Genomic DNA, 25,664 nt, shown 5'->3' with positions numbered 1-25,664 from the left:
TATTCACTAATTTTTGAATAAAAATCTTCGTCAGAAATTCGTTCTTTCATTCCTTCGTCCGATGCAGAAGATAATTTGTGCAGAAAATGACCATCCAACACTACTATTCCTAATTCCCTACCAAAGTCTTTAACCTCTTGTCTCCTGTCTGTGGTTGCAACTATTGCGTTAGTAGCTTTGGTGGCAATACGCAATCCCTGGACCCAGAAAATTCTCTCAATAGCTTGGGGGGTTCTTTTGTTTTTGGAATCTACTATAGTTATTTCACGAGAGACAGACGATGTCCTACTATAAAGCCAAAGGTCAATATCAGTAACGTCAAAACCTTCATAAACAAATGGTACGCCACGAACAACATAATACCCTGATTTAAGGAAGTAATTTCTTAATAATTCTTCCATTTTATATCCTTTTGGTAAAGGTTCTCCTACTTTACTCATAATTATAATTTACCTCCTGTTCGAAGAATTGATAACATATCATTAGTAGCTTTAGGACTCATGCTAGTTTGCTTTCTCCGAATTTTTTCCCGATTGTGCTCTGGGCCACTAAATTTAGTAACAGCTGCAGTTGGTAATGCAGTTAATGAGTGTTCGCTTACATCACCTTGTCGAATAGCTTGGAGAGCAAGTTCACCAACTTCTTTTTTTAGAAGTTTTAACATTGGGCCAGAACGTCCATTTTTTATCCCATCCGCAACTTGAACAACACCTTTTAACTCCAATATTTTATAATCTTCTGCAATTGCTCGGACTGGACCAACCCATTCACCTCTAACTAATGCGGATAATAACGCATCTACCATAGTTATTTGCCCTCTCGCATATGAACTTTTTGTCATTCCATATGTGATTGAACTAACAAAAGCCTTTGCAAGGTCAAATGCATCATCGACCATAGAATCGCTAAATTTAGAAAATGCCGATGGAAGAGTTAAAAATCCAACATTTTCTGTTGGATTACTTACTACACTTATATCAAATAAACCAATAGCAGCTACTTTTTGAAATAAACTGTCCCCTAATAAAGCTTGTGACTGTTCAACACTTAAACATGCGCATTTTTTTAGTATTTCTGTTAACTCATTAAGTTTCAACTGCTCTTCAGGTTTAAGTGAATCAAGGACAGTTTTTATTTTTAATGTTGTTTCTCTTCTGAAAAGATTGCCATTAAAGAGTAATTTATCTTTAGTTGAAATGTTTTCAGAATCTACAAAACCAATGGTTTCAGCATCTTGAAATATCTGATTAATTTCTTGTGCGGGAATTTTATATGTATCGGCTAGCTCTTCGGATATATCACTTACTAAAATTGGTGAAATTGATGCACGTTCAGCCAAACTAATTACTGCTATTTCATTAGGTTTTGGACCAAATGTGTCAAATATATCAGAAGTGTGTTGTAAAGCACTGCTAGTAGTAACACCAAGAACCGCAATTCCACTCGAACTCTTATCAATAAGTTCTTGCTTTTGAAGGATATCAACAAGCTTTGGGAGTTCAAATGTAATATTAATATTGGCTGCTTGGGCTAAAACTGCTAATCGGTCATTTTTAATAGTTATGTCTTGATTTGCAGAAATAGCTGAAAGAAGAATTCCTGCTTTGCCAGCAACAAAAGTACTATCATAGCCATTTTGATTTGTAACAGCTTGTAGTTTATTTGTATGGTGAATCAGCCATGAACCTTTAGTTTTTTTATCCATAATTACCAGTGATATTTACATATATTGGGTTCTAATTAGAAAGTGCTAATTAAAGCACTCAAATATACTTTTATTAGACAATAAAATAAAATGCCCAGCAAACAATCCATGTGGATGGTCCGAGCCGGAGAAGATGCTTACCTGGTGGATGATTTTCTAACGAAAAATGTAGTAGCCATCGGCTGGAATCAGGTAGGCGATTTAAGCTAGGTAAAAGATTTAGAAAGCCTGAAAGCCAAACTGCAAGCCGCTTACCCGGATTATACAACCGGCAAAATAAATAATGTTGCCGGCCAGATTTACCGCTTCCGCTTCGAGTTTGCCCCGGGCCAGAAAGTAGTAACCTATAACCCTGCTACCCGCACCTACCACCTCGGCGAAATACTTTCGGATTACGAATATTCCCAGACCAAAACCGAGTTTTACCACACCCGCCAGGTAACCTGGCAAACCGGCATTCCGCGCGATAATTTATCTACGGCCGCCAAAAACAGCCTGGGCGCCATCATGACCTTGTTTAAGCTCCCCGATTTCCTGGCCGAAGAACTGCTGAACCCCGGCACCACCACCGCTCCTAACCCGCAGCCCCTAAGCCCCGAGCCCGCTACCGCCGAGAGCACCGCCGAAACCCTGGAAGAAATAAAAGAAGACATTGAAGCCAAGGCCTACGGGTTTATAGAAGATAAAGTGTTAGCCCTAAACTGGGAGCAAATGCAGGAATTAGTGGCCGGCATATTAAGAGGCATGGGCTACAAAACCCTCATCAGTCCCAAAGGCGCCGACCGCGGCAAAGACATTATTGCCTCCCCGGACGGCCTGGGTTTGCAGGACCCTAAAATAGTAGTAGAAGTAAAGCACCGCACTGCCAGCATGGGCTCGCCGGAAGTCCGCAGTTTCCTGGGCGGCCTCCGCTCCGGGGACAAAGGCTTGTACGTATCTACGGGCGGCTTCTCCAAAGAAGCCCGCTACGAAGCCGAGCGCGCCAACATCCCCCTCACCCTCATCGACCTGGCCATGCTCGTGCAACTCATCATCCAGCACTACGACAACTTCGACTCCGATACCCGGGCGCTAATACCATTAAAGAAAATTTACTGGCCGGTTTAATATTTATTTTTTACTTTAGTGAAATATATAAAAAATTGAATATTTACAGGTATGTCGAAATTTATTACGGGGAAAGAACTAGGAGAAACCATTTATAATATTATTTGGGAAGCAGAGAGCGAGCTTTTAATCGTTTCGCCATACATTAAATTAGACGCTTATTTTAAAAAGCTTTTCAATAAGCACCTTACTAATCCAAAAATTCAGATTACGATTGTTTTTGGTAAAAATGAAGGTCAGATTAACAAAAGCTTTAATAAAGAAGACTTAGAATATTTTAAGCAATTTTTAAATGTAAGTATTGTTTACGTTCCCAACCTGCATGCTAAATATTATGCAAATGAATACCAGGGCATTTTAACATCTATTAACCTTTACGATTATTCGTTTATTAATAACATTGAATTTGGAGTGCTGTATGAAAATAAGTTTTCAGGTAACTTCTTTAAAAGAACAGATGAAGATGCCTGGCAAGCTTGTATGAATATTGCCGATGCCAACCAACTTGTTTTTGTAAAAAGACCAGTGTTCCAAAAGAAATTGTTTAGTAAAAACTATATGAGTTCTAAAATAATTATAGATAGAACTGAAGATTTCTATAGTGGTAAAAGCATTCAGAAGAGTTTAGTAAAACTTTCTGATATAAATAAGGAGCTTGATTATGCTGAAAGTTATTCAGAAAGACCTACCAGAGAAGAAATAATAAAACCGGCATATCAAACTCAAGAGATTATAGAAAAACCAGCCCAGCCCACCCAAAACGAACCAAAATTGCCGGCAGCTCCGCCTGGTATGGGCTATTGTATAAGAACTGGAGTTATCATTCCATTTAATCCGGAGAAACCTCTATGTTACCAGGCTTATAAAAGTTGGAGCCAATTTGAAAATGAGAATTTCCCTGAAAAATATTGCCATTATTCTGGTGAACTTTCTAATGGAGAAACCACTATAAAACGTCCAATTTTATATAAAAACTGGCGTAAATCTCAGCAAGTTTACCAGTTCTAAAAATTTGCATTGCTCCTGCTTTTAAATTCTTCTAATTATCCACCGTAAAAACACTTCATCATGATTAAAACCTTACTAGAGCAGAAATATGGTCAATTTGTTACAAACCAATTGTTAACTGAACAAAATGAAGTAATAAAAGAGAATTGGAATAAAGATGGAGTTGAAGAACAGAAAAATGTAATTCAGACTATAAAAAGCTTCAAAGATTTAAATGGAGATAATTTAGTACCAGATAATTTCTGGAACCAGCCCGTAGAATGGGGCTTTGATTTTTCCAGCTGGGTAGGCAACTACGACAATAAAGAATTTTTTATTATTGGTGCAGAACCGCATATCCATAATAACTACCAGTTAGTTTACGATTTTGGCAACCTTAAAGGTAAAACTTTACATGAATCGGCTAATGAGCATTACGCAAATAAAAACGATATATGGCATTACCTAACGAATATATTTGTTGATAATCCTACCCCTGATAGTATCACCGAGTTTTTAAATAAGTGTTATATCACCGACCTCTGCCATGTAGTACCAAAAGGCTGCGGACAGGTAAATACTATTTGTGAAAAGCTATCAATCCAACCAGGCGAGTGGTATAAATTCAGGACGGCGGTGGCTAAACGGTTTCTGCTGGAAGAAATAAAAGCAGTCAATCCAAAGGTGGTAATTCTACATGGCAATGCTTCCCGCGAATTTTTTCAATATGAGCTTGGGGTAAAATATACCCATGTATACCCAATCGACAATTGTAAATATACTATAAAAGTTGGGGCGTTAGAAGGTTACAAAATTATTTCCATACCACATTTAAAAGGTGACATGAAAAATAAATTGTGGAAATGCAAGCAGCATCCTGAACGGCCGCTAAGTGCTAAAAAGCTTTTAAACGAAATTATCAGCCAAGATAATACTATGCTTCTTATGCCGCAGGAAACAACTATCAAATCTGATACGGATATTAAAAGTTGGGTGGATGGTGCCTTTCAGAGGTTGCGCGAAGCCACCAGCATTGCAGAAGTTGAATTGATACCAGACTACTTAAAAATATTACCCCAAAATAAGTTAAGTACCGAGAGCTACCCGGAATTAAAATATAGCCTTACAGTTGAGGAAATTCAGGATTTAAAAGGGAAAGGGTTAATACAAGAAAATAACACCTTTTCAGCTGACCTGCCGGCTACTGACTTAGACCCAATTGCCAAGTTGTTATATGCTATTGCCTGGAAGAACGGCGATTTACAGAAGGTTAAACACATTGTGGCAGGAGTTCTAGATTGCAAAGAAACTGATACCCATAACTGGGAAGAGGGCATTGTGTTTTACCAGTTTGGCCGCTATCTTTCTAAAACTCCTGGTGAACCTATTATAGACCAGCATGTATTGCGCGCCTTTGGTATTTCTCAGACAAATGACTTATCAGAGATAAAAAGGCTCAGAAAGCGTTCTGTTATCACAAAAAAAGAAAACAAGATAATTAAAGCTTATAAGAGTTGGTTACAAACGGGCGAAGGCTTGCAGGAGAGTTTAAGGAAAGAAGAAGGTTATACTTACCACCTGGATAAGCTGTTATTTGCTATTGGTAAGACAGTCAAAATTAAATAAAAAAGATAAGAACTATGACTAAAGGCTGGTCTGTTGTAGTGTCCGCATTTTCTTTCACTTCTGTCCATTTGCTTTTCTAGCGGCTCCGCCAGCGATAGATTAGGCTCTCGCTGATGCCTAATGATTTGGCTATTTCTCTTACCGAGCGCCCGTTGGCAATCATCTGCAGCGCCTGCTGCTTGAAGTCAGAACGTACTTGCGACACTACTCTTTAATCTTTTTTCTTTCATTCCGGTTTGCTAAGTTAAGCAAATCAACTGTCCGTATTTATTAGCGCATCTCACACTAGTTGAATAGGTGCCAGCGAATATAGCATTTTATAAGTGCTTTTAGCCTGCATCAACACTAAATCTACAACAGAGTACTTCAACTTTTGCTTGACAGACTTACCGTTCTGTTAAACGCGTGCAAGATAGATAGTAGATTAATCTTTCAATGAAAAATACTGAAAATTCAGTATTGCCCTTTATTTAATTACTTAAGAAATTTCCGAAAATTAGTAACTCCACTTATAAATAATATATTCCTAAATAATTAGAAGTATGCAGTTTTTACTAAAGAGTTTTTTGTTAATATTTCTTAATTTAATTATTGTCTTCACAAGTTGTGCGCAAAAAAATAAAGTTTATTCTAAAGGTGTTGTTCGAAAAGGTAGAGAAATATTGGAGTTAAAGATTATTGAAACAGACCCTATTTTAAAATTAGCTAAAGAGACTGTACCATTTGATCGATCATTCTTTATTAAACTCAAACGCCCATTAAGAGGAAACAACGCTGAAATATTAGCAACTAGGGTTAAAAAAACTGATTCTACAGAAATTATAAAACCTAATCCGAATTTAGAAATTAAAAAATCTATATCTAGGGAGTTTAAAAGTCCATTAAATAAAGAAAGAACAATTAACGTGCCTTCCCAAATTTCTTCCATTATTTTAAAATCAAATAAAAATAATCAAGAAATCATTATTGATAAAAGTGTTTATCCTTCTACTAATGGCAAAGTTTATGAAGATAATAGCAGTTCAGAATTTGTTTACATAGAAATTCCAAATTTGAGGCCAGATCAAGGGTATGATTTGGAACTTTTATGGGCTGATACCATTAATGAAATATATTCATTTACTACTATTCCCCCTACCTTGGAAAAACGATTAAAACAACAAATAATTCCGCAGCTAGGTGTCGCAACTCCAATTTTTAAGAATGGTAAAAACTATTCTTTTGAACCAAGTTTAATGTTAGGATTCTATATTCATCCTAGGAGTATTGATCCTGATATACCCTTCTATAACTATAGCTATTTTTCTCTACAGCGATTTTCTTATTTTGCTGGACTAACAATTAATAGTATAGCTGAAGAAAATTTAAGAGGTGATCTAATAGGCAGTAGTAATATAATGATTGGTATTGGATATCAGCCATTCAATGCCATAAGGATTTCATATGGAGGGTTATTATTTAGTGAGATCAGTCCGAATAAGCTTATGGCAGATAGAAAATCTTTAGCAATTACTTCTTATATTGCCTTAACTATAGATATAAAATTAAAAGATATTCTTGGTGGAATAGTCACTACTTTAGGTTTTAAATAGTTATGAAAAAACTATCACTTATAATAGGATTGTGTTTTTCTTTATACTCTTGTTATGATTATAAAAAGGATATGGAGCAATTAGATAAGAATCTATTGCCCAAAGTAGAGATTACACCGTCTAATGGAGCCCTTGCCAATGGAGTAGACACAATTAAAATTAAAGTATACTTTCCAAAGAATTCAGATAGGAGTCTAGTTAAGGTAAATTTTATAACAAAAGAGGGGGTGTTTTATGAAAATGGTAAGGCAGAATATTCAAGTTCAGAAGTATTTGCCCAAGGTGATGACCGATTCATTTTTGCAAACCTTAGAACAACAACTAAGCAAGGAAGACATAACATTACTATTGAGGTACCAGATGTTTATAAAAAGTTTACATCAGCCGTGTTTTTAAATTCTTATCCTTCTACAATAAGAACTAATAAAAATAAATTTGCTGTTGCAAGTACATTCAAAGATGAAATTCAGTTGTTCGCCAATCTTGGTGCTCATAAGGGACTACCTTCTGAAGGAACTGTCGTCAAATTTATTGTTGCAGATAGTATAAATTCAGATAACTCTAGAAGTTTTCGAGGTTTAACAAGAACCGATGCGAATGGTCAAGCCTCTGTATTTTTCACTCCTGGCTCTTTGAAGGGCTATACGGGACTAATTTCGTACAAAGCAACTACTTCAAATGAATCTGGAGATATTATTATAGCCAATGGTTCCTTTGAGGTAGTTGAACCTGAAAAATAGATGATAATAATTATTTAATGGTGAAAGCAAATAGAATTAAAGGTAGTTAACCCTTAGCTTGTGCGAGCATGTTCCCACATAGTACGCATTTAACGATGTGTAAAGCATGCCAAAGTTATCCGGAAAATATTCTTAGCCCAATGATAAAACTTTTGCCATGTATAAAAGGCTACGGCAGAACAACTCTTAATTAGCGCGCATTACACTTTGCTAAACGCGCGCTAATTAAGGCAAGGACTCCGGAAAAGCGCTTGGTTAAAACTAAAGCAAAAGGGCATCTGAATCCAGATGCCCTTTTATTTCAATGCTATCGGCTGGCAGCAAAATCAGATACTATTTTATCTGAAATGTAGTCCTTGTTTTACCGGTTTTTCCAATAGGTTTTACCTATTTAGCCAGATTTTCAGATTTTTATAGCCGTAGTTATTAAATGCCAGCGCCGGTTATTTATCTTTTTTACCGTTGTAATTGCTCCATTGCGCCACACCTTCGGGTTCGGCACTGGTTATTTCGGCACTTTTAAGTTTACTTAATTCTTTGTTCATTTTTTCGGTGGCCTTCATTTCTTTTTCAATGCCTTTTTCCCGGTCTTGCAAGCCGGCGGTTTCTTTTACGTGGGCAATCGGATCGGCTACATAATCCCAGCTTTTGCCGGTTATTGGCATTTCGCCTTCGTTCCATGGTCCGCGGGCGCTTTCTCCCTGCGATAAATTAAAATATTGGTTTGTAAAGCGCGGGTCGGCTTGTAATACCCCCGGCGGATAGTTGGGTTTAATAGAGGCCAGCGCCGCTTCAAACATTTCGTAATGGGCTACTTCCCGGGTCATTAAAAAAGAAAGCGTTTCTTTTACGTAAGGGTCATCGGTAAACTGCATCAGGTATTCATAAACCAGCTTGGCCCGCGATTCGGAAGCAATATTAGACCGCAAATCTACCGTTAGGTCGCCGTTAGAATGGGTGTACGACGAACACCACGGAATACCCTGGCTGTTGGTTAAACGGGGGCCACCGGCGCTTAATACCCCAAATTGCGGGTTAGATAATGCCTGGTGGATTACGGTTTCTTTGGCCGCTTTCCCATTCATTACCGCCATTATTTCCGATTGATCCGCGGCATCCTTCAACTCGCCATTTACACCTTTTAGCAACATCTGAATGGTAGCGCCCACAATTTCCAGGTGACTGAATTCTTCGGTGGCGATATCCATTAACATATCATATTTATCCGGATAAGGTTGTTTAGCCGCAAATGCCTGGGTGAAATATTGCATGGCGGCGGCCAGTTCGCCGTTTTCGCCCCCAAACTGCTCTAACAATAAAGCAGCAAACCGGGGATCGGGTTTAGAAACCCGGGCATTAAACTGTAACTCTTTTACGTGATGAAACATATCTTTCTTGTTTTTAAAGTCTGTAAACTAAGAAAACGATAAGTACTTAGGTTTGTTCGGTTTAATACTTAACTTGGCCCGGAAGCGCTGTAAATAAGGGTTTTATAGTATCATAAATTTTTTATTTACAAGGTTAGTCTACGCCAGATAGTATTTAGGTTGCCGGCCCCTGATGGTGCCAGGGTTCCCTGGGGCCTTTGCGAGCAATTTAATGCTGCCTAACCGGCTACTTGCGCGGGAAGTGGAATTGCTATTGCTGGAAATGGTTTTAGGCCCGCTTCCTTTTTCCCCGGCAGCGTTATTTTCGGGTGCCTTTTGTACCTGCGCCGTACTACCAGAAAAGTCTATAGCGGTATTATCGGATTTTGTAGATTTGTTTTATCATGAATAGTAGCGGAATGGCCCAAACGCTGCTAAATTAATTTTAAACCCAGGAGAATAGAAATTTAATGAATACACCAACATTCAGGTTCGCTTTGCTATTCGTGCTTTTCCTAACGCTGCATCTTACCGCTTTTGCCAAAGAAGTGTGGCCGGATGGCACGCCTATACCGGACTGGTTCCGGCAAAACCAACGGACGGATATAAATAAGTTGGGCAAGCAGTACCGCATTACCGACTATAACGTTGCCCACGACAGTACCCGACTTCAGACCCAACTTATCCAGGCGGTTATAGACAAAGCCGCGGCGGACGGGGGCGGCGTGGTAATTATTCCCCAAGGCGTTTTCCTGAGTGGTTCGCTTTTCTTTAAAAAGAACACCCACCTGCACCTGGAAGCCGGCGGCAAGCTAAAAGGCAGCGACGACATTAGTAATTTCCCGCTGGTTACGACCCGGATGGAAGGGCAAACCCTGAAATATTTTGCGGCGCTGGTGAATGCCGACGGTCTGGACGGATTTACCATCTCGGGTAAAGGAACGATAGACGGCAACGGGCTGCGTTACTGGCGTTCGTTCTGGCTCCGGCGGCAATTCAATCCCCAAACCACCAACATGGATGAAATGCGGCCGCGGCTGGTGTACATCTCCAACTGCAAAAACGTGCAGCTATCGGGCGTAAAATTAATAAACTCCCCTTTCTGGACGACGCACTTGTATAAAAGCGAAAACGTAAAGCTGCTCGACCTGTACATTTACTCGCCCAAAGAACCGGTAAAAGCGCCGAGTACCGATGCTGTGGACATTGACGCCTGTAAAAACGTGCTCATCAAAAACTGCTATATGTCGGTGAATGATGATGCGGTAGCGCTCAAGGGTGGCAAGGGCCCCAGGGCCGACAAGGACCCGAATAATGGCGGCAACTATAACATTATTATTGAAGATTGCACTTATGGGTTCTGCCACGGCGCTTTAACCTTAGGCAGCGAATCGGTGCACGACCGCAATATTATTTTGCGCCGGATTAAGGTAAACCATGCCGAACGGTTGCTTTGGCTAAAAATGCGCCCTGATACCCCCCAGAATTACGAATACGTGCTGGTAGAAGACATCGAAGGCCAGAACATTGGTAACTTTATATTTATACAACCCTGGACCCAGTTCTTCGACCTGAAAGGTGAACAGGTATCGGGCACGTCTACGAGCCGCCACATAACCATGCGCAACATAAAACTGGATTGTACTAATTTTTTTAATGTGGGTGCCGCCAAAGAAACCAGACCGGCGCAAGGCTTTGGCTATCAATTATCGGACTTTAGGTTTGAAAATATCCAGGTAACCGCCAAGAACCATCTGGAAATAAATACGTCTGTTATCGAAAATTTTAAAGGGAAGAATGTAACCGTTAACAAGCAGAAACTTTTCTAAAAAATATTGCTCCTTAAAGATGCGCCGGCCAAAATAATCTCCCGCCGGCGCAACCTGAAGCCGGAAAAAAGAAGGCCCAAGCGTGCCCGCGCCATATACCACCTAAGGCTTCAGCTCCGCAAGCGCAGAACAGTTGTAATACAAGTACTAGATCTAACCGGCAAAGCGTTAGAAACAATCCTGAAAAAAAGCAAAATTATTTTTGTAGCCCTAAATCCGGTCTTTTCTGCTCTGTCGTATGTCCGGGTATATTCTAAATTTTATTTAAAATAATGCTATGAAAAAAAATGGTCTTTTTTTCCGGGGAGTACTTTGTCTGTACTCGGCGGCGGTTCTTTTAACATCTTGTGCTAAAGAAGAATTAAACCCAATAGCGCAAGTGGGTGGTGCCCAAACCCAGGAAGCTAAAGTTAGCCGTACGGTTACTGTTTTTTACGCCTTAACCGATAACAACCAACTGGTAAAATATACAACCGGTAACCAGGTACAAGAAGCCGGTGCCGTACAGATTATGGGTTTGAACGAAGGCGAAAAAATAATAGCTATTGATTTTAGACCGGCTACCGGCCAATTATACGGCGTAAGTAACGGAAGCCGCCTGTATATTTTAAACCAAAATACCGGCGCTGCTACGGCCGTTGGCACCCAGCCTTTTACCCCGGCCATCGACGGCATGCAGGTCGGTTTCGATTTTAACCCTACCGTAGACCGCATCCGGCTGGTAACAGATAAATTGCAAAATTTACGCCTGAACCCCGAAACCGGGATGGTAGCCGCCACAGATGGTAACCTGAAGCCGGGTAACCCGGCGATAACCGCCGTAGCGTATACCAATAGTGTGGCGGGTGCTGCCACTACTACCCTGTACGATATAGATGTAGAAACTAACAAATTGTATGTGCAAAACCCGCCTAATGCCGGTACTTTGGTAGAAGTGGGACGTTTAAACGTGCAGGCCGTGGGCGAAGCCGGTTTTGATATTGCTCCGGATAATTCTTTGGCTTTGGCCGTTTTATTTGGCCGCGGCGGCGGAACCGAAAACCAGAAAGAAGACAGCAACGGAAATAAATACCGCTTTTACGCCATCGATTTGCAAACCGGTAAAGCCACTAATTTAGGCAAAACAGACCGTACTTTAATTGGCCTGGCCATACCCACCAATCCGGTAGCTTACGCGGTAGATGCGGGTAACAAGTTGCTTATTTTTAATCCTTACCAAGCGGGTGCCGTTGTTTCTAAAACCATTACGGGTTTAGCTACCGGCGAAAAGGTTTATGGCATTGATATGCGTCCGGCTACCGGCCAGTTATATGCTTTGGGTAGTTCTAACCAGGTTTACACCGTTAATTTGGCTACCGGCGCTTTTAGTGCCGTTGGCGTACCTTTTACCCCGGCGCTTACCGGAGCGTACTTTGGCTTCGACTTTAACCCCACCGTTGATCGCATACGGGTGGTAAGCAATACTGGGCAAAATTTGCGTTTAAACCCGGTTACCGGTCTGGTAGCAGCCGTAGATGGTCCCTTAAACCCGGGAACCCCGGCCGTAGATGCCAGTGCCTACACCAATAATTTTGCCGGCGCAACTACTACAGCCCTTTATAACATAGATTTTAACGCAGATGCTTTGTATATGCAAACCCCGCCCAACAATGGTACGCAGGTACTGGTGGGTAGCCTGGGTTTAGCCACCGCTGCCCACAATGGTTTTGATATTGGCGGCACCACGAGCAATGCCTTGGCGTTGCTGCAGACAAATGGCCAGGCAAGTATTTACACCATTAACCTAAGCAACGGCCGGGCCGCTAAAGTTTCTGATTTAGCGGGTACTCCGCAGAGCTTTGCCTTAGGGTTAGGGTTTTAAATTATATTTAACTTTTGCTTAACCTGCCCGGCCCGGTTTTCCTGGTCGGGCGGGTTGTTTTTGTTTTTACCTTTAGCGCAACATTCGTGGCCACGGCTTAGCCCGGTAATATTGCAATCAGCCGGATTACGTATTGCCAGCCAGGTTTATTGCTTCCGCTTAGATTTATTCAGAACTAAAAAAGGATGAGTTTTGCTTTTGATTTTTCGGTTTACCGCACTACCAGTCGTTGCCTCAGGGTGCCAGTGGGGGCGGTGAGTTCTACTATATAAAGGCCGGGAGCCATGCCGTTGGTGGTAATAAGCGCTTCTAATTGGCCGTTTACCTGGTAGTTTACTTCATATACTGGGTGCATTGCATAATGGTCAAATACCCGCAGTACAGCGTTGCCGGTGCCCAATTGCTGAGCCTTTACGGTAAAGTTTACTACCGCCGGATTGGGGTAAAGCAGCAAAGAAGTCTTGCCTTCGCCCGTGTCCGTTTGGGTCTGCTCCGGCGAGGCTTCCGTGTCTTTTTCTCCGGCCATCAGCGCCTCGGCGGGTAGTTGCTGCACGGGCACTTCTACTACTTTGTACTGGTAAGTTTTGGTGCGGGTCTCATTAATGGTACATTTTACCGGATAGCCCTGTTCATTGTAGTCATATACCCGGTCTTCAATAATGCGGCCGTTTGCCCGGCGGCGGGCCAGGTTGGTGAGGCCGCCGTTTTCCAAGTCAAGCTGGTACCAGCGCTCTACAAACATATTCTGGATGGGGTTGGGTTTGTTGTCGTGGAAAAAGTGGATTAATTGTGGATTTTCCAGTTTTTTGTAGTTATTGGCCAGTACTCTGGCGTACTGGATGTTGTTGCTTTTATCCAGTGTGTATTGGGCCTGGGTATACACTTCCAGAGCACTCATTTTGCCGCTGTTACTGGGTAGCGGCGTGCTCTTGTTTATGGTAAGGTGCACCTGTTTTCCGTTGCCGGCAGCGTTGGTAATTTCTTGCAGTAAGGTTTCTTCGCACAATACCCATTTGCCTTTTACAAGCAATTCCTGCGTAATTTTTACCAGGGTGCCTTTCTCGTCATAAAAGCAGCGGTACTTGCTGTTGGCGCTTATTTTAGACAGCAGCTTGCCCGTGGCCTTGTCATAGTTGTAGGCCATGGTTTCGCTGGATACCAGCTTCTGATCTTTCAGGTATTCGCGCTTGTGGGTTGCCGGCCGCCCCTGTCCATCATAGGTAAATGCGTGGCGGTACTGGTTTTTGTCGAAGGTTTCTACGAGCTGGGTGAGCCGGTGCACCGCCTGGGTACCGCCCGAAGCGGCAGTTTGGGCTTGGGTGTAGGTGGCTACAAACAGCAACAGGGCAAGGCAAAGAATTCGCATAGTAGGCATTAGTGGTATGGTATAAAAGGCCAGATAAATAACACGGGTAATTATTAGCTAAGGCCTAACGCGCGCTACACTTGCCCTGACAACGGTGGTTCTGTCTTGCTGGTTTTAGCCTGCTTCCCCCAAACAGGTTAAAATATTAAGCTTCATCAATTTCGGGTGAATATAGAAAATTATCTATTAACCTGATTGCCAGAAATACAAATATTTTTTACCAAAATTAAAATATTTGTTCGCTTCATTTAATGCTATTGCCGGCACCTCGCTGGTGCTAATTTCTGCCGGGCTCTAGCACTCTAGTTAGCTACCTTGTTTATAGCGGCCAGAGGCTGTGGCAGGAGGCACGGGCAAGGACGCCCGCGCTAACTATCACCACACCGGAGGCTTAATTTTCTAATATACAGGGTAAAAATTTGCAATAAGAGGCAAAAAAGGCGCAGTAGTTACTTCTGCGCCTTTTTATATTGTTTAAATTATTCAGGATAAATATTTAATTATCCGGTTACGGTAACCCGCCGCCGCCCATGGCTCCATACACGTGGCCAGTGGTGTAACTGGCATCGGGAGCGGCTAATTGCACGTAAATAGAAGCCAGTTCGGCTGGTTGTCCAGGGCGCTCTAGGGGGGTATCGCCGCCAAAGCTTTTGAGTTTTTCCATGGTGGCGCCGCCACTCACTTGTAAGGGTGTCCAGATGGGGCCGGGGGCTACGCCGTTTACCAAAATACCTTTGGGGGCCAGTTGCTTGGCCAGCGACCGTACAAAATTAGTAGTAGCGGCTTTGGTTTGGGCATAATCGTACAACTCGGCCGAAGGCGTGGTGGCCTGCTCGGAGGTAGTAGCAATAATTGCGGAGCCCGCTGGCAAGTGCGGCAAGGCCGCTTTTATAATCCAGAACGGCGCGTAAATATTCGTTTTAATGGTGCGGTCAAAATCTTCAGAGCTAATATCCAGGATAGATTCGTGGGTTTGCTGGTAAGCGGCATTGCTCACCAAAATATCTAACCCGCCCAGTTCCTGCACCGCCTGGGCTACCAGTTTCCGGCAAAAAGCTTCGTCGGTAATATCGCCCGGAATGGCCACCGCTTTCCGGCCTTCAGCCTGAATCAGGGCAATTACTTCCTGGGCATCCGGTTCTTCGGAGGGGTAATAATTAATAGCTACATCGGCCCCTTCGCGCGCGTACGCAATGGCGGCAGCCCGGCCCATGCCCGAGTCGCCGCCCGTTATCAGGGCTTTACGACCGGTTAAGCGGCCACTGCCTGTATAACTTTCTTCGCCGTGGTCGGGGCGGGGCTCCATTTGCCCCGCCAATCCGGGCCAGGGCTGCTTTTGTTCTTTAAAAGGAGGCTTGGGATATTTTTCCAGCGGGTTTTCCAGCTTTGCTTTATTTTTGTCTTTCATTGGGTTACAAGCTTAATTTTATTAGTAATTAAACCTGTAAGTAACCCGAAAGGTTGTTCTACGCCGCCTAACTTATGCCCCGAATCATTGGAAAACTTGGTAAATATTTTACCACCAATTACCTTTAACCAGAAAGCCAAAGACCCTGCTCAATGAAAAAGTTACTGCTACTCGTAATTACCGGTTTTTTAGCCTCTGCCTTTACGCAGCATACCGTTAGCTGGGTAGCTATTGGCGATTCTATTACCTACCTGAACGACCACCCGGAACAAACCGGCAACCGCATAACCAAAGGTTACCTAACGGGCGTAACCGAACAACTGCCCATGGTAAAATATATTAACCAGGGCCATAACGGCTGGACAGCCGGGGGCATTGCCGACAAGATTGAAACATTGGGTTTAATTAAAGCCGATGTGTATTCGGTATTTCTGGGCACGAACGATTGGTGGCAGGGGCGGCCCATTGGTATGCTGGCCGATTACCAGAACAACACCGGCAACAAAACTTTTTACGGCTCTTACCGGCTTATCATAAATAAAATCCGCAGCCTGAATCCCCATGCACCCATTATTTTAATAACGCCCATGCAGCGGGTAGATTTTGTGTACATTGCCAATGCCAAAAACAACGCCCACGGCTCTTACAAAGATAAAAACGGGCAAGATCTGGCGGCTTTTGCCGAGGCCATTAAGGCCATTGGCAAGCAGGAAAAACTCCCGGTGGTAGATTTGTACAACAAAAGCGGCATGACCCTGGAAACCCTGGTTAAGTTTAAACGCTTAAAAGACCCCGCTACCGGCGAGTACAAAAATTACTCTTACCCACAGTTTGTAAATATTCCCTTCAACCCCGAAACCGACGAATACCCGTACCCGCCCGCTGCTATTGACATGACCTACGATGGCCTGCACCCTTCTGATAAAGGCTACGCGGTTATTTCCCGGATGGTAACCAATGTGATGAAAAAAGAATTAAAACTAAAGCCAACCAAAGCGCGCTAAACGGTTAGCCGGGGTTTATACCACTAGTACGCCTGTAAGTAAGTTGCAGGTTTTTAATATTAAGTTGTAAAGCAATTATAAGTTTAGGTAAATATGTAAACTCCGGTTTTTGTTCCGCGTTTAAACAGTACTTTTGCCGGCGCTTTTACCTATTTATTAAAACTAAACCGGATTGCAACAACTATGAAAAAACTATTTATTCTTTTTTTAACAATTTTGGGAGTACAAATGGCCCGAGCCCAGGAAATTCAGTTTGGGTTAAAAGCCGGCATAAATACGGCCAATTTAATTTATAAAAATCAGGGCGAAGGCGAATTTAAAGTAGGCGCCCACGGCGGTGCTTTAGCCCATATTCACTTGTCAGATTTATTTGCGCTTCAGCCCGAAATAATGATTTCGATGCAAGGTACTAAGCGAATTGTCGCCAATACCGATGTGAATACCAACCTGAATTACCTGAACGTACCGGTACTGCTGCAATACATGTTCGATAACGGTTTTCGGGTGCAGGCGGGACCCCAGATTGGCTTTATGGTTAGTGCCCACGACGAAGTAAACGGTTCTAAAAGCAAGCGCATCCAGTACTATAAATCTACCGACTTTTCGATTCCGGTAGGCGCCAGTTATGTGCATGACTCCGGTTTGGGGGTTGATCTTCGCTGGGTGTTTGGCCTGACCAATATTAACGATGTAGGCAACCGCCGGCCGGTTACCCGCAACAGTGTGGGCCAATTTGGTATATTTTATATGCTGCACTAAGAGTACCATTCTTAATAATAAACCCTGGGCTACAGGCAGCAGCCTGTTTAGTTGCCCATCTTTTTTACAAAAGCAAGAACAAAGGCCGGTACCGGGTGAACTAAAAATCCGGCCGGCCTTTTTGTTAAAGAGGCAAAATAATTTAGATTACAGCCCTAAAACTTACCTGCGCCTATGAAAACCAGCATTCGTTTGCAACTATCGGTTATGATGTTCCTTGAATTTTTTATCTGGGGTGCCTGGTTTGTAACGTTGGGTACTTTTTTGCTCTCGAACCTGAAAACCACGGGTACGCAGGTGGGTGTGGCTTTTTTAACGCAATCTATCGGGGCCATTCTGGCGCCTTTTATTATTGGTTTAATTGCCGACCGCTTTTTTTCGGCGCAATATATATTGGGTATTTTACACCTGGCCGGGGCCGTTTTACTCTGGAGCGCAGCCCAGGTAACCGATTTCGATAGCTTTTACCCGCTTATTCTGGTTTACATGATTTTGTACATGCCCACTTTGGCTTTGGTTAATTCGGTGTCTTTCCGGCAAATGCAGGACCCCGGCAAAGAATTTCCGCCCATCCGGGTGTTGGGTACCATTGGCTGGATTGTAGCGGGCTTTACCATTGGCTACTTAAACTGGGAGCAAAACGGCGCTTTAGACCTTACTTTTAAAATGGCCGCTATTGCCTCAGCGGTATTGGGTATTTTTAGCTTTACGTTGCCCGCCACGCCGCCGGTTAAGAAGGGCGGCAAAGCTTCTTTAACCGATATTCTGGGTTTGGATGCGCTGGGTTTATTAAAAAACAAATCTTATTTATTGTTCTTTTTGTCGTCGGTGGCTATTTGTATTCCGCTGGCTTTTTACTACAATTTCACCAATCCGTTCCTGAACGAACTGGGCATGGCTTCGGCGGCCGCTAAACAATCTTTCGGGCAAGTTTCGGAGCTGCTGTTTATGTTGCTGATGCCTTTATTTTTTGTACGGCTGGGCGTTAAAAAGATGCTGGCTTTGGGTATGCTGGCCTGGGTGCTGCGTTACGTTTTATTTTCCTTCGGCGATACCGGCAGTAATTACTGGATGCTGCTGGTGGGCATTGTGCTGCACGGCATGTGTTACGATTTCTTTTTTGTTACCGGGCAAATTTACACCGATAACCTGGCTGGCGAGCGGTTTAAAAGCGCTGCCCAGGGTTTAATTACCCTGGCTACTTACGGCGTGGGCATGCTCATCGGTTCGCTTATTTCGGGCGTAATCGTAGATAAATGGCAGGAGCCCACGGGTCAGCACAACTGGCAAATGATTTGGTTAATACCCGCCGCTATTGCAGCCGTAGTAGTGGTATTGTTTCTGTTGCTTTTCCGCGATAAAAATACTGCCCCTCAGCCGGTGGCCGCGGCTGTTTAGATTGGCCAAAAGTTTAACTACAACTTCCTAAACGCATCCGTTTAAACCTTACGAACCAGTACACACGGGCACGTAATGTAAATATTATTAAGGGGCCAATCGTTCTGCATTCATGAAACGCTTACTAATTATATTTTTGTGCTGTTGCGTACTAATCGTTACTACGTTTCTTTTGTTTGAAGACATAGAAACCTGGATAACCACCAATGTCCATTCCGATAAGTCGGTTACTACCTATACCCTGCTGAGTTTTCTTTTTATGGCCCTGGATACGCTTTTACCGGTGCCATCGAGTTTACTCATGATTTTAAATGGCAAAATATTAGGGCCTTTCTGGGGTACGTTGCTTTCGCTGGTTTCAAGCCTTTTATCGTCGGTGCTGGGTTTCTGGTTGGGCCGCAGCGCCAATCCGTATTTCGATAAATTTTTCTCTGTGCAAGACAAAGCTTTTAGCAATAACCTTTTTCAAAAGTTTGGCAATACGGCCATTACCATTTCTAAAGCTTTACCGGTGTTATCAGAAGCTATTTCTTTTGTAGCCGGCACCACGTCTATGCCCTTTAAAATATTCCTTTTGTATTCGGCTATTGGTCATTTGGTGGTATCGGTGGCGTATGCGTGCCTGGGCAGTTATTCCAATAATATTCATTCGGTGTTGGTTACGCTTATTATTATAGTGGTGGCGGTGCTGTTTAGCTGGGTGGTGCAATTGGTGTTAAAACGAAATCATGGCAAAAACGAACCAGTACCGGAAAAACTGTAATGAAAAACCAAGCCACCAACTCAATTTATTTAGGTACGTGTAATACCTGAAAGTATGAAAGCCCTGCCATAGGGGTAAATAATAGATTTTCTATTTGCTTTTGTCATTCCAAAAGGGAGTTTTTTGGGTAGAAAGCCATACCGGCAACCAACTGTATGGCTTAATTACCTGGTTTATTTTCTAATCAGAAGATTCTTATTACAATGACGGACTTAGATAGAAAAAGTTATCTGCTGTGATAGAAACTGTTATTTACTATTTGGTGTAAATTATTTGCCGCACTATTCCTTCGCCAAGTTTAAAAATTATAAATCAAGGCTTATAAGAGTTCCTTTGCTTTTTGAATACTTATTTAATCCTGGTAATTAAATTATACCAAATCGTATTTATAAACTTCCATAGCTATTTTGTTGAAACCTGGCGGGTTTAGGTACGGCAGCTTCTTTTTACTATTGGGTATTATACGAGCACCAGCCTTTAATCAGGGAAATAACAAACAATTACAACAACGTTTCGGGGGTGGGTTTAACCTGGTAAATATCCCAGATAGAAGAGGCGGGCTTGGCTTCTTTCATTTGGGCCATTATAATACTATCGCCATTGCTGCGGAGGTTAATCATGCCAAACTGAATTAAGTTCTTCGCCAGATTGGTAGAACGGGCCAGCTCGGTGGAGAAGACCAAAGGTTTTTCGGCGCGGGAATATTTCCCGGCGCAGCCAATAGCATCGGCCCGCGGGTGCGAATAAGATTCGTTGTCGCCGGAAGAGATAACCGTGGCCAGCGGGTTCAGGGCTGCCATAAAGTCTACGGTAAATTCAGAAGCGCCGTGGTGACAGGATTTGGCTACGTCGGCTTGAAAGATATTGCGGTTTGGGTAGTGCTGGAGCAGGTGCGTTTCGCTCGGAATATTCAGGTCGCCGCCAAATAAAAGCGAAGTATCGCCGTAACTGACTTTTAATACCAGGCTATGGCCATTTACAGTATGGGAATCGTCTTCAAAATAAGGAAAAGCCAAGGCACCCTGGTACTGGGTGGGTACCGGCCCCAGAAATTGGATTTGTAAAGTTTTATTCCCAATGGTTTCTTGGAGCGCCGGGGTACTAAAATCGGCCCGGATAAAATTACCTACCCGCCCTTGCGCAATAGCCTGGTTAACGGCAATCGTAAATTTGGCCATTAAATCCTGCAAAGTTCCCTGCGCCTGGAAAGCATTTAACTGGGCAATAGAACTAAAAGTAGTAATCAGTTTGGTATTGGTACCGCTGCCCGTGGTTTCGCCTAAAACCGATTTCCAGTTGGCCGGATACCCCGGTTTTTCTTTGTTAAATTTAGCTATGCCGTTGTGGAAGATGGTGCCAAAGGTATAATGGTTGTTGTTGATAATATCAATCAGGCCTTTGTAATGGTCTTTATCGAAATGGCTGACAAAAACATAATCGAAATGGACTTTTTCGTTTCTATCGAAATAATATTTGTACTGCCACTTACTTAAATAATTAGCCAAATTTGCGCCCGGGCCGCCGTCGATGAGCATTTTAAAAGAATTGCCTACTTCCAGCAAGGCGGCATCGCCCTGTCCCACGTCCACGTAAAAAACTTTCAGGCCGGGTTCGTCGCCGATATGCTGGCTTTCAATCCAGCCTTCAGTCCCAAACGCTTTTACTTTGGTCCAGAGGCCTTGGTGCTGGTTTAACAGCAACACGTAAGAACCCATCAGGATGGTATTATTTTTACCAGTTCCTTTGCCATTTTTCAGGATGGTTTTGTAAGTATGGGCGTACAAACTCGTTACAATTTTATAGCTCATAAAAATAGGGTTGGGGAGGGCCGCTTTAAAAACCTTAGAAGTTAATGAATATTTTTAATGAAAGCGCAACATGCTGTTTATAAGTTACTAATACGGTGTTTTAAACCAGGTAGTGGCAAATAATATTAATTTATAGCGCCTCATGTACCCTCGTAAAGAACAGTATTGCCGGGAATAGTAGCCTAAAGGTTGGGTTAAATTTAAAAGAGAACTTTATGGTGAGATTTTACTGGTTTGGCCGGTTTATAGTTTGGGGCATACACAGCCATAATGCGGGCTGGCGGGGTAGCGGTTTATAACTTTCTTACCCGGATGCCCATGGCCGCCGCCGGGTTTTTGATTAAGAGTTGGTCAAAATCTTTTTCGGAAAAGCCCACACGCTGTAAGCGCGGGAAAAGCTCTTTAAAAATATTGGTGTAACCCTGGAAATCTTTTTGTGATTCGTGGGGTTTGTACCAGCCGGCATCGTGCGAAATTAAGGTGCGGTGGAGCAAACCGGCTGCTTTTAAACGGGCAATATTTTCGGCGTAGTTATCAAAATTGCCCCAGCCCAGGCCATCTAAACTAACCCAGGCTCCTAAACGGGCCGCTTGCAGGTGTAAATTGGGGTCTTTTTCGGTTTGGGCGTGTACCCACACAAAAGCATCGGGTTTTACGCCGGCTTCCTGTAATATTTTTATTTGGGCAAAGGCCGTTTGGCCGGGGCCGGTGTGCGAGCAAATAGTAAGGCCGGTAGCCAGGTGCGTTAGGGCGGCCGCTTGCACCAGTTTCTGGTGTATGGGCGATAATTCTGCGGCAGCATCAACACCAATTTTAATAAAACCGGGCCGCACGGCAGTGTTATCAATGCCTGCTTTAAATTCGGTTATCCAACGTTGAGCTAATTGGGCGGCAGTTTCGGTAAAAGCCCAGGGTGGTAAAAAAATATTATTGCGGGCACCGTAATAACCCGTGTTGGTGATAATCTGGAGCTTACTTTCTTTAGCCAGCAGTTGCAGCAGGCGCACATCGCGGCCCAAAAAAGCCGGCGTACAATCAAAAATACTTTTTACCCCCGCTTGCCGGGCAGCGTGTAAGTAAGGCAATACTGTTTCGGCTACGGCAGCGGGTTGCCACCGGTCAAAACTTATTTTGTCGGCTCCAATAAAATCTACCAGAAAATGCTCGTGAATAAGGGTTTTACCTAATTGCTGCGGTGTCACCGGGCCGTTTACCGTCAGGATAATGTTACGCGATTTGGTTTTAGCGGCGACTAAACCGCCTAAACTGGCCAGTATAAAAGCGCGGCGAGAGAGTTTAGGCACCATGTATTTGCAGGCTTGGGTTAACTGGTCTTGTTTTGGCAATATTATTTCCGGGCCGTATTGGGTACAAACTATTACGGGGCTTGCCTGCCCGGGTAAATCCGCAAAAGCATTTCACGTAGGTTGCCAACAGGCGCGACCGACTATAGTAAAAGCTAATTGCTGTCTTCGTTTTTTATGCCTTTCAGTAACGCGTATATGGCCATGGCATGTCCGTGCCCTAAGTCAAAATCTTCTTTTAACCAGCTTACAATATCGCCGGCTTTTACCCCTGCCTTAATAGTGCCGTTTTGGGTAAACCCTTTTTGTTCGGCCAGATTTTTAAAGTCTTCGGGGTCTTTACCGGTCTTGGCTTTAATATTATTGAGGTACGCCTGAAACGACATAATTGGTACGGTTTATTTTTTGATAATTACCTGCTTTACTTAGTTTGTGGTAGTAAATATGGGAAATAATAACAATTGCTAAAATTATAAGCGGAAATACGGTTAGTTCGCCAAAGCCATCTACCACCCAATGGCTAATGCAGGCCGCAATGGTGGTAAATACAAAGCCGGCGTAGGCCCACTCTTTTAAGGTGCCTTTTATAAAAGGTAAAATTAAAACCAGCGCCCCTAATACTTTAAAAACAGATAACATTACGCCAAAATAAGGCGGGTAACCCAAGTGCCTGATGCCTTCTACGGCAAGCTGGGTGTGGGAGGTTAAGGCTGGCATAACTCCTTCAAATAGAAATATTATTCCGGTTGCTACCCAGTAAATGATTTTGGTTGTTCTGATGGTTTGCATACGTCTTTACTTTAAGGATGTAGGGCAAAGTAAATCAATTAACCTTATTTAAAAGGGGTATAATAAAGGCAATTTGAAGGGGCATTTGCGACAAATTTACCACAGCATGTTCTTTAAGATTAGCCGTTGCTAATCTGGGTAAATGGCTCGGGTTAGCCATATTTAATTTGTCTGTTTTTTGCTTTTTACCTAACTCATTGGATTACAAAGTTTATTAGCTGAAAACTAAAATGTGAATATTTAAGAATTGAGTAGCTTATTTTCTTTTTGTAACCAATGTTTTTAAAAAAGCCGGGTAGGTTTCGCCTTGGGCAGTACCTTGTCCGTCCATAAAAGCGCCGTAAGTCATGCTATCGCCAAAGCAAATTATTTTCTGGTTCTTTTTTAACAGCCGGTTCTTTTTTAAATAAACATACAGGTGTTGTGCAATAAATTGGTAGCCGGCGGCAGTGGGGTGCAAACCATCGGCTTTGTTAAAATTGGCCTCGTTAATAATTAAAGATTGAACACTGCGGTTAGGCGACCCAACTGCTTTAAATAGTTGGTTTAAGTCCAGGAAGTGGATTTGCTGGGCCGCGGCAAACTGACGTAGAAGGCTGTTCATAGAATCGAGTTTGCGGTTGGGATCTTCGGTAAAGAACGCCCGCTGGTGCCGTCTGAAAAGATATGCCGTATCTACGGGCGGCGGGCTCATTAAAACCACGGGTATTTGCCGGGCTTTTAGTTTATTTACAAGGGTGGTATAGTTGGCTAGAAACTGCGCGTACGAAATAAATTTTTTAGAATTAAGCATGTCGTTGGCACCCGCCATTATAATTACTAAATCGGGTTGCTCGGCCAGTACATCTTTATCCAGGCGCCTTACCAAGTCTTGTGTGTTGTTGCCGCCAATGCCTTTATTTAGCACCTCGCGGTGTACGGCGCAGGAAGCTAGCATCAGCAAAAGAACGCCGGTAATTAACCAGTTTACTACTTTAACTTTATTATTATTTAATTCGGGCATTGGTTTGTGGTAATTGAGCTCTTAAAAAGAGACTAAATAAACTTTTGTTAAATAGTATATCGGGCTTAAAATTAGAAGCTTTGTTTTACATTTAATAAAAGCAGCCAGGCAAAAGCTAACCAATAAGCCGGTACCAGATTAAAATACCCCGTACTGCATTTTGCGTACTTAGTCTTACCTTTGGTAATTATTCGGCAGCAATATTGGCCCTAACCCATGCGCATGAAAAGCAAATTAACCGATGGCCTTAATTTTATATCTAAATTTACCTGGCAACGGGCATTCAATGCCGTTCAGGTTACCGGCAGTTATGTGCTTTCTAAAATCACGAAAAAGCCGCATTACTGGGGTAGTCCTTTAAGCATTTCTTTTGAACCCACTACCAGTTGCAACTTGCGGTGCCCCGAGTGCCCCAGTGGCTTACGGTCTTTTACCCGCCCTACCGGCATGCTGCCCGATAATTTATTTAAAAAAACTATTGATGAGCTGCACCAGAAGCTGTTGTACCTGATATTTTATTTTCAGGGCGAGCCTTACCTGCACCCCAATTTTTTAGATTTGGTAAAATATGCCGCCGGCAAGGGAATTTATACGGCTACTTCTACCAATGCGCATTTTTTAAACGACGAGAATGCCCAAAAAACGGTAGAATCGGGACTGGACCGCATTATTATTTCGATTGATGGCACCACCCAGGAAACCTACCAGGCTTACCGCGTAGGTGGCCGCCTGGAAAAAGTACTGGCCGGCACCCGTAACCTGGTAAAATGGAAAAAAGAACTTAAATCAAAAACGCCTTACATTGTATTCCAGTTTTTGGTGGTTCGGCCCAACGAACACCAACTTGATGATGTAAAAAAACTGGCCCGGGAATTAGAAGTAGACGATGTTTGGTTTAAAACCGCGCAGATTTACGATTATGAAAAAGGCTCGCCGCTAATCCCAACCATCGATTATTATTCCCGGTACCAGCAGCAACCCAACGGAAACTTCACCATTAAAAATAAACTGCTGAACCACTGCTGGAAAATGTGGCACTCCTGCGTTATTACCTGGGATGGCCTGGTGGTACCCTGTTGCTTCGATAAAGATGCCCAGTACCGCCTCGGCGATCTGAAAAGCCAAACCTTTAACCAGTTATGGCGCGGAACTCCGTACCGGCAATTCCGTAAATCGCTTCTGAAGTCGCGGAGCGAAATTGACATGTGCCGCAACTGTACGCAGGGTACTAAAGTGTGGGGCTAGGCC

General features: G+C 43.0%; 24 protein-coding genes. 12 read left to right on the top strand and 12 right to left on the bottom strand.

The features are described from left to right. From ACO1R6_RS21245 to ACO1R6_RS21235, 3 genes are all read right to left on the bottom strand, one after another. Positions 1–440: hypothetical protein (locus tag ACO1R6_RS21245; protein WP_486267123.1), on the bottom strand; the 440-nt coding region annotated here is incomplete at its 3' end. 2 nt (positions 441–442) lie between these two features. After that, a complete protein-coding gene (locus ACO1R6_RS21240) occupies positions 443–1,705 on the bottom strand; it encodes a hypothetical protein (RefSeq protein ID WP_486267122.1) in 1,263 nt (420 codons plus the stop codon). A 219-nt stretch (positions 1,706–1,924) separates the two neighbouring features. Beyond that, complete coding sequence (locus ACO1R6_RS21235) at positions 1,925–2,134, bottom strand: hypothetical protein (protein ID WP_486267121.1); 210 nt, start codon at positions 2,132–2,134, stop codon at positions 1,925–1,927. Positions 2,135–2,212: 78 nt separating this feature from the next. Here ACO1R6_RS21235 and ACO1R6_RS21230 point away from each other — a divergent pair, with 78 nt between their 5' ends. Genes ACO1R6_RS21230 through ACO1R6_RS21220 form a run of 3 tightly spaced genes read left to right on the top strand, consistent with a single transcriptional unit; the run spans position 2,213 to position 5,425 of the window. Continuing rightward, the gene (locus ACO1R6_RS21230; RefSeq protein WP_486267120.1) at positions 2,213–2,812 is read left to right on the top strand and encodes a restriction endonuclease; all 600 of its coding nucleotides are present in this window, start codon (positions 2,213–2,215) and stop codon (positions 2,810–2,812) included. A 51-nt stretch (positions 2,813–2,863) separates the two neighbouring features. After that, positions 2,864–3,820 carry a phospholipase D family protein gene (locus ACO1R6_RS21225; protein WP_486267119.1) on the top strand — a complete coding sequence of 319 codons (957 nt, stop codon included), beginning with the start codon at positions 2,864–2,866 and terminating at the stop codon, positions 3,818–3,820. Positions 3,821–3,880: 60 nt separating this feature from the next. Then, positions 3,881–5,425: a uracil-DNA glycosylase family protein gene (locus ACO1R6_RS21220; protein ID WP_486267118.1), complete on the top strand. Its 1,545-nt coding sequence runs from the start codon at positions 3,881–3,883 to the stop codon at positions 5,423–5,425. Between the two features lie 76 nt (positions 5,426–5,501). Here the strand turns inward: ACO1R6_RS21220 and ACO1R6_RS21215 are convergent, their stop codons facing one another. Beyond that, positions 5,502–5,630, bottom strand: a complete 129-nt coding sequence (locus ACO1R6_RS21215) for a helix-turn-helix domain-containing protein (protein ID WP_486267117.1) — start codon at positions 5,628–5,630, stop codon at positions 5,502–5,504. 337 nt (positions 5,631–5,967) lie between these two features. Between ACO1R6_RS21215 and ACO1R6_RS21210 the strand changes: the two genes are divergently transcribed. Next, on the top strand, positions 5,968–7,017 hold the full coding sequence (locus tag ACO1R6_RS21210; protein WP_486267116.1) for a hypothetical protein: 1,050 nt from the start codon (positions 5,968–5,970) through the stop codon (positions 7,015–7,017). 2 nt (positions 7,018–7,019) lie between these two features. Beyond that, entirely contained in the window at positions 7,020–7,757 is a 738-nt protein-coding gene (locus tag ACO1R6_RS21205; protein WP_486267115.1) for a hypothetical protein, read from the top strand. A 443-nt stretch (positions 7,758–8,200) separates the two neighbouring features. Here the strand turns inward: ACO1R6_RS21205 and ACO1R6_RS21200 are convergent, their stop codons facing one another. Then, positions 8,201–9,145: a manganese catalase family protein gene (locus ACO1R6_RS21200; RefSeq protein WP_486267114.1), complete on the bottom strand. Its 945-nt coding sequence runs from the start codon at positions 9,143–9,145 to the stop codon at positions 8,201–8,203. A 449-nt stretch (positions 9,146–9,594) separates the two neighbouring features. On the opposite strand from ACO1R6_RS21200, the gene ACO1R6_RS21195 reads away from it, so the two are divergent. Both ACO1R6_RS21195 and ACO1R6_RS21190 read left to right on the top strand, forming a co-directional pair. Then, a complete protein-coding gene (locus tag ACO1R6_RS21195) occupies positions 9,595–10,953 on the top strand; it encodes a rhamnogalacturonidase (RefSeq protein ID WP_486267113.1) in 1,359 nt (452 codons plus the stop codon). Positions 10,954–11,230: 277 nt separating this feature from the next. Then, positions 11,231–12,814, top strand: coding sequence for a DUF4394 domain-containing protein (locus tag ACO1R6_RS21190; protein ID WP_486267112.1), 1,584 nt, complete (start codon positions 11,231–11,233; stop codon positions 12,812–12,814). 211 nt (positions 12,815–13,025) lie between these two features. On the opposite strand, the gene ACO1R6_RS21185 is transcribed toward ACO1R6_RS21190, so the two are convergent. Further along, complete coding sequence (locus ACO1R6_RS21185; RefSeq protein WP_486267111.1) at positions 13,026–14,189, bottom strand: T9SS type A sorting domain-containing protein; 1,164 nt, start codon at positions 14,187–14,189, stop codon at positions 13,026–13,028. Between the two features lie 499 nt (positions 14,190–14,688). Then, positions 14,689–15,588, bottom strand: a complete 900-nt coding sequence (locus ACO1R6_RS21180) for an SDR family oxidoreductase (protein WP_486267110.1) — start codon at positions 15,586–15,588, stop codon at positions 14,689–14,691. Between the two features lie 152 nt (positions 15,589–15,740). On the opposite strand from ACO1R6_RS21180, the gene ACO1R6_RS21175 reads away from it, so the two are divergent. The 4 genes from ACO1R6_RS21175 (at position 15,741) to ACO1R6_RS21160 (ending at position 19,512) form a co-directional block, all read left to right on the top strand. Further along, positions 15,741–16,592 carry an SGNH/GDSL hydrolase family protein gene (locus ACO1R6_RS21175; protein ID WP_486267109.1) on the top strand — a complete coding sequence of 284 codons (852 nt, stop codon included), beginning with the start codon at positions 15,741–15,743 and terminating at the stop codon, positions 16,590–16,592. 183 nt (positions 16,593–16,775) lie between these two features. Continuing rightward, the gene (locus ACO1R6_RS21170; protein WP_486267108.1) at positions 16,776–17,351 is read left to right on the top strand and encodes a porin family protein; all 576 of its coding nucleotides are present in this window, start codon (positions 16,776–16,778) and stop codon (positions 17,349–17,351) included. Positions 17,352–17,525: 174 nt separating this feature from the next. Further along, a complete protein-coding gene (locus ACO1R6_RS21165; protein WP_486267107.1) occupies positions 17,526–18,749 on the top strand; it encodes a nucleoside permease in 1,224 nt (407 codons plus the stop codon). A 112-nt stretch (positions 18,750–18,861) separates the two neighbouring features. Beyond that, the gene (locus ACO1R6_RS21160; protein WP_486267106.1) at positions 18,862–19,512 is read left to right on the top strand and encodes a TVP38/TMEM64 family protein; all 651 of its coding nucleotides are present in this window, start codon (positions 18,862–18,864) and stop codon (positions 19,510–19,512) included. Between the two features lie 500 nt (positions 19,513–20,012). Here ACO1R6_RS21160 and ACO1R6_RS21155 read toward each other — a convergent pair whose 3' ends face one another. The 5 genes from ACO1R6_RS21155 to ACO1R6_RS21135 form a co-directional block, all read right to left on the bottom strand. Continuing rightward, positions 20,013–21,320 carry a ComEC/Rec2 family competence protein gene (locus tag ACO1R6_RS21155; protein ID WP_486267105.1) on the bottom strand — a complete coding sequence of 436 codons (1,308 nt, stop codon included), beginning with the start codon at positions 21,318–21,320 and terminating at the stop codon, positions 20,013–20,015. A 293-nt stretch (positions 21,321–21,613) separates the two neighbouring features. Then, positions 21,614–22,666 carry a phosphotriesterase family protein gene (locus ACO1R6_RS21150; RefSeq protein WP_486267104.1) on the bottom strand — a complete coding sequence of 351 codons (1,053 nt, stop codon included), beginning with the start codon at positions 22,664–22,666 and terminating at the stop codon, positions 21,614–21,616. A gap of 113 nt (positions 22,667–22,779) precedes the next feature. Next, complete coding sequence (locus ACO1R6_RS21145) at positions 22,780–23,010, bottom strand: DUF4287 domain-containing protein (protein ID WP_486267103.1); 231 nt, start codon at positions 23,008–23,010, stop codon at positions 22,780–22,782. Continuing rightward, positions 22,985–23,413, bottom strand: a complete 429-nt coding sequence (locus tag ACO1R6_RS21140) for a DoxX family protein (RefSeq protein WP_486267102.1) — start codon at positions 23,411–23,413, stop codon at positions 22,985–22,987. Before ACO1R6_RS21140 ends, ACO1R6_RS21145 begins: the two co-directional genes overlap by 26 nt. A 256-nt stretch (positions 23,414–23,669) precedes the next feature. After that, on the bottom strand, positions 23,670–24,416 hold the full coding sequence (locus tag ACO1R6_RS21135; protein WP_486267101.1) for an SGNH/GDSL hydrolase family protein: 747 nt from the start codon (positions 24,414–24,416) through the stop codon (positions 23,670–23,672). Positions 24,417–24,638: 222 nt separating this feature from the next. On the opposite strand from ACO1R6_RS21135, the gene ACO1R6_RS21130 reads away from it, so the two are divergent. After that, positions 24,639–25,661: an SPASM domain-containing protein gene (locus tag ACO1R6_RS21130; RefSeq protein ID WP_486267100.1), complete on the top strand. Its 1,023-nt coding sequence runs from the start codon at positions 24,639–24,641 to the stop codon at positions 25,659–25,661. Positions 25,662–25,664 lie beyond the last annotated feature (3 nt).

Source organism: Adhaeribacter sp. (assembly GCF_057359045.1).
This window is presented reverse-complemented; position numbering and strand designations above follow the sequence as displayed.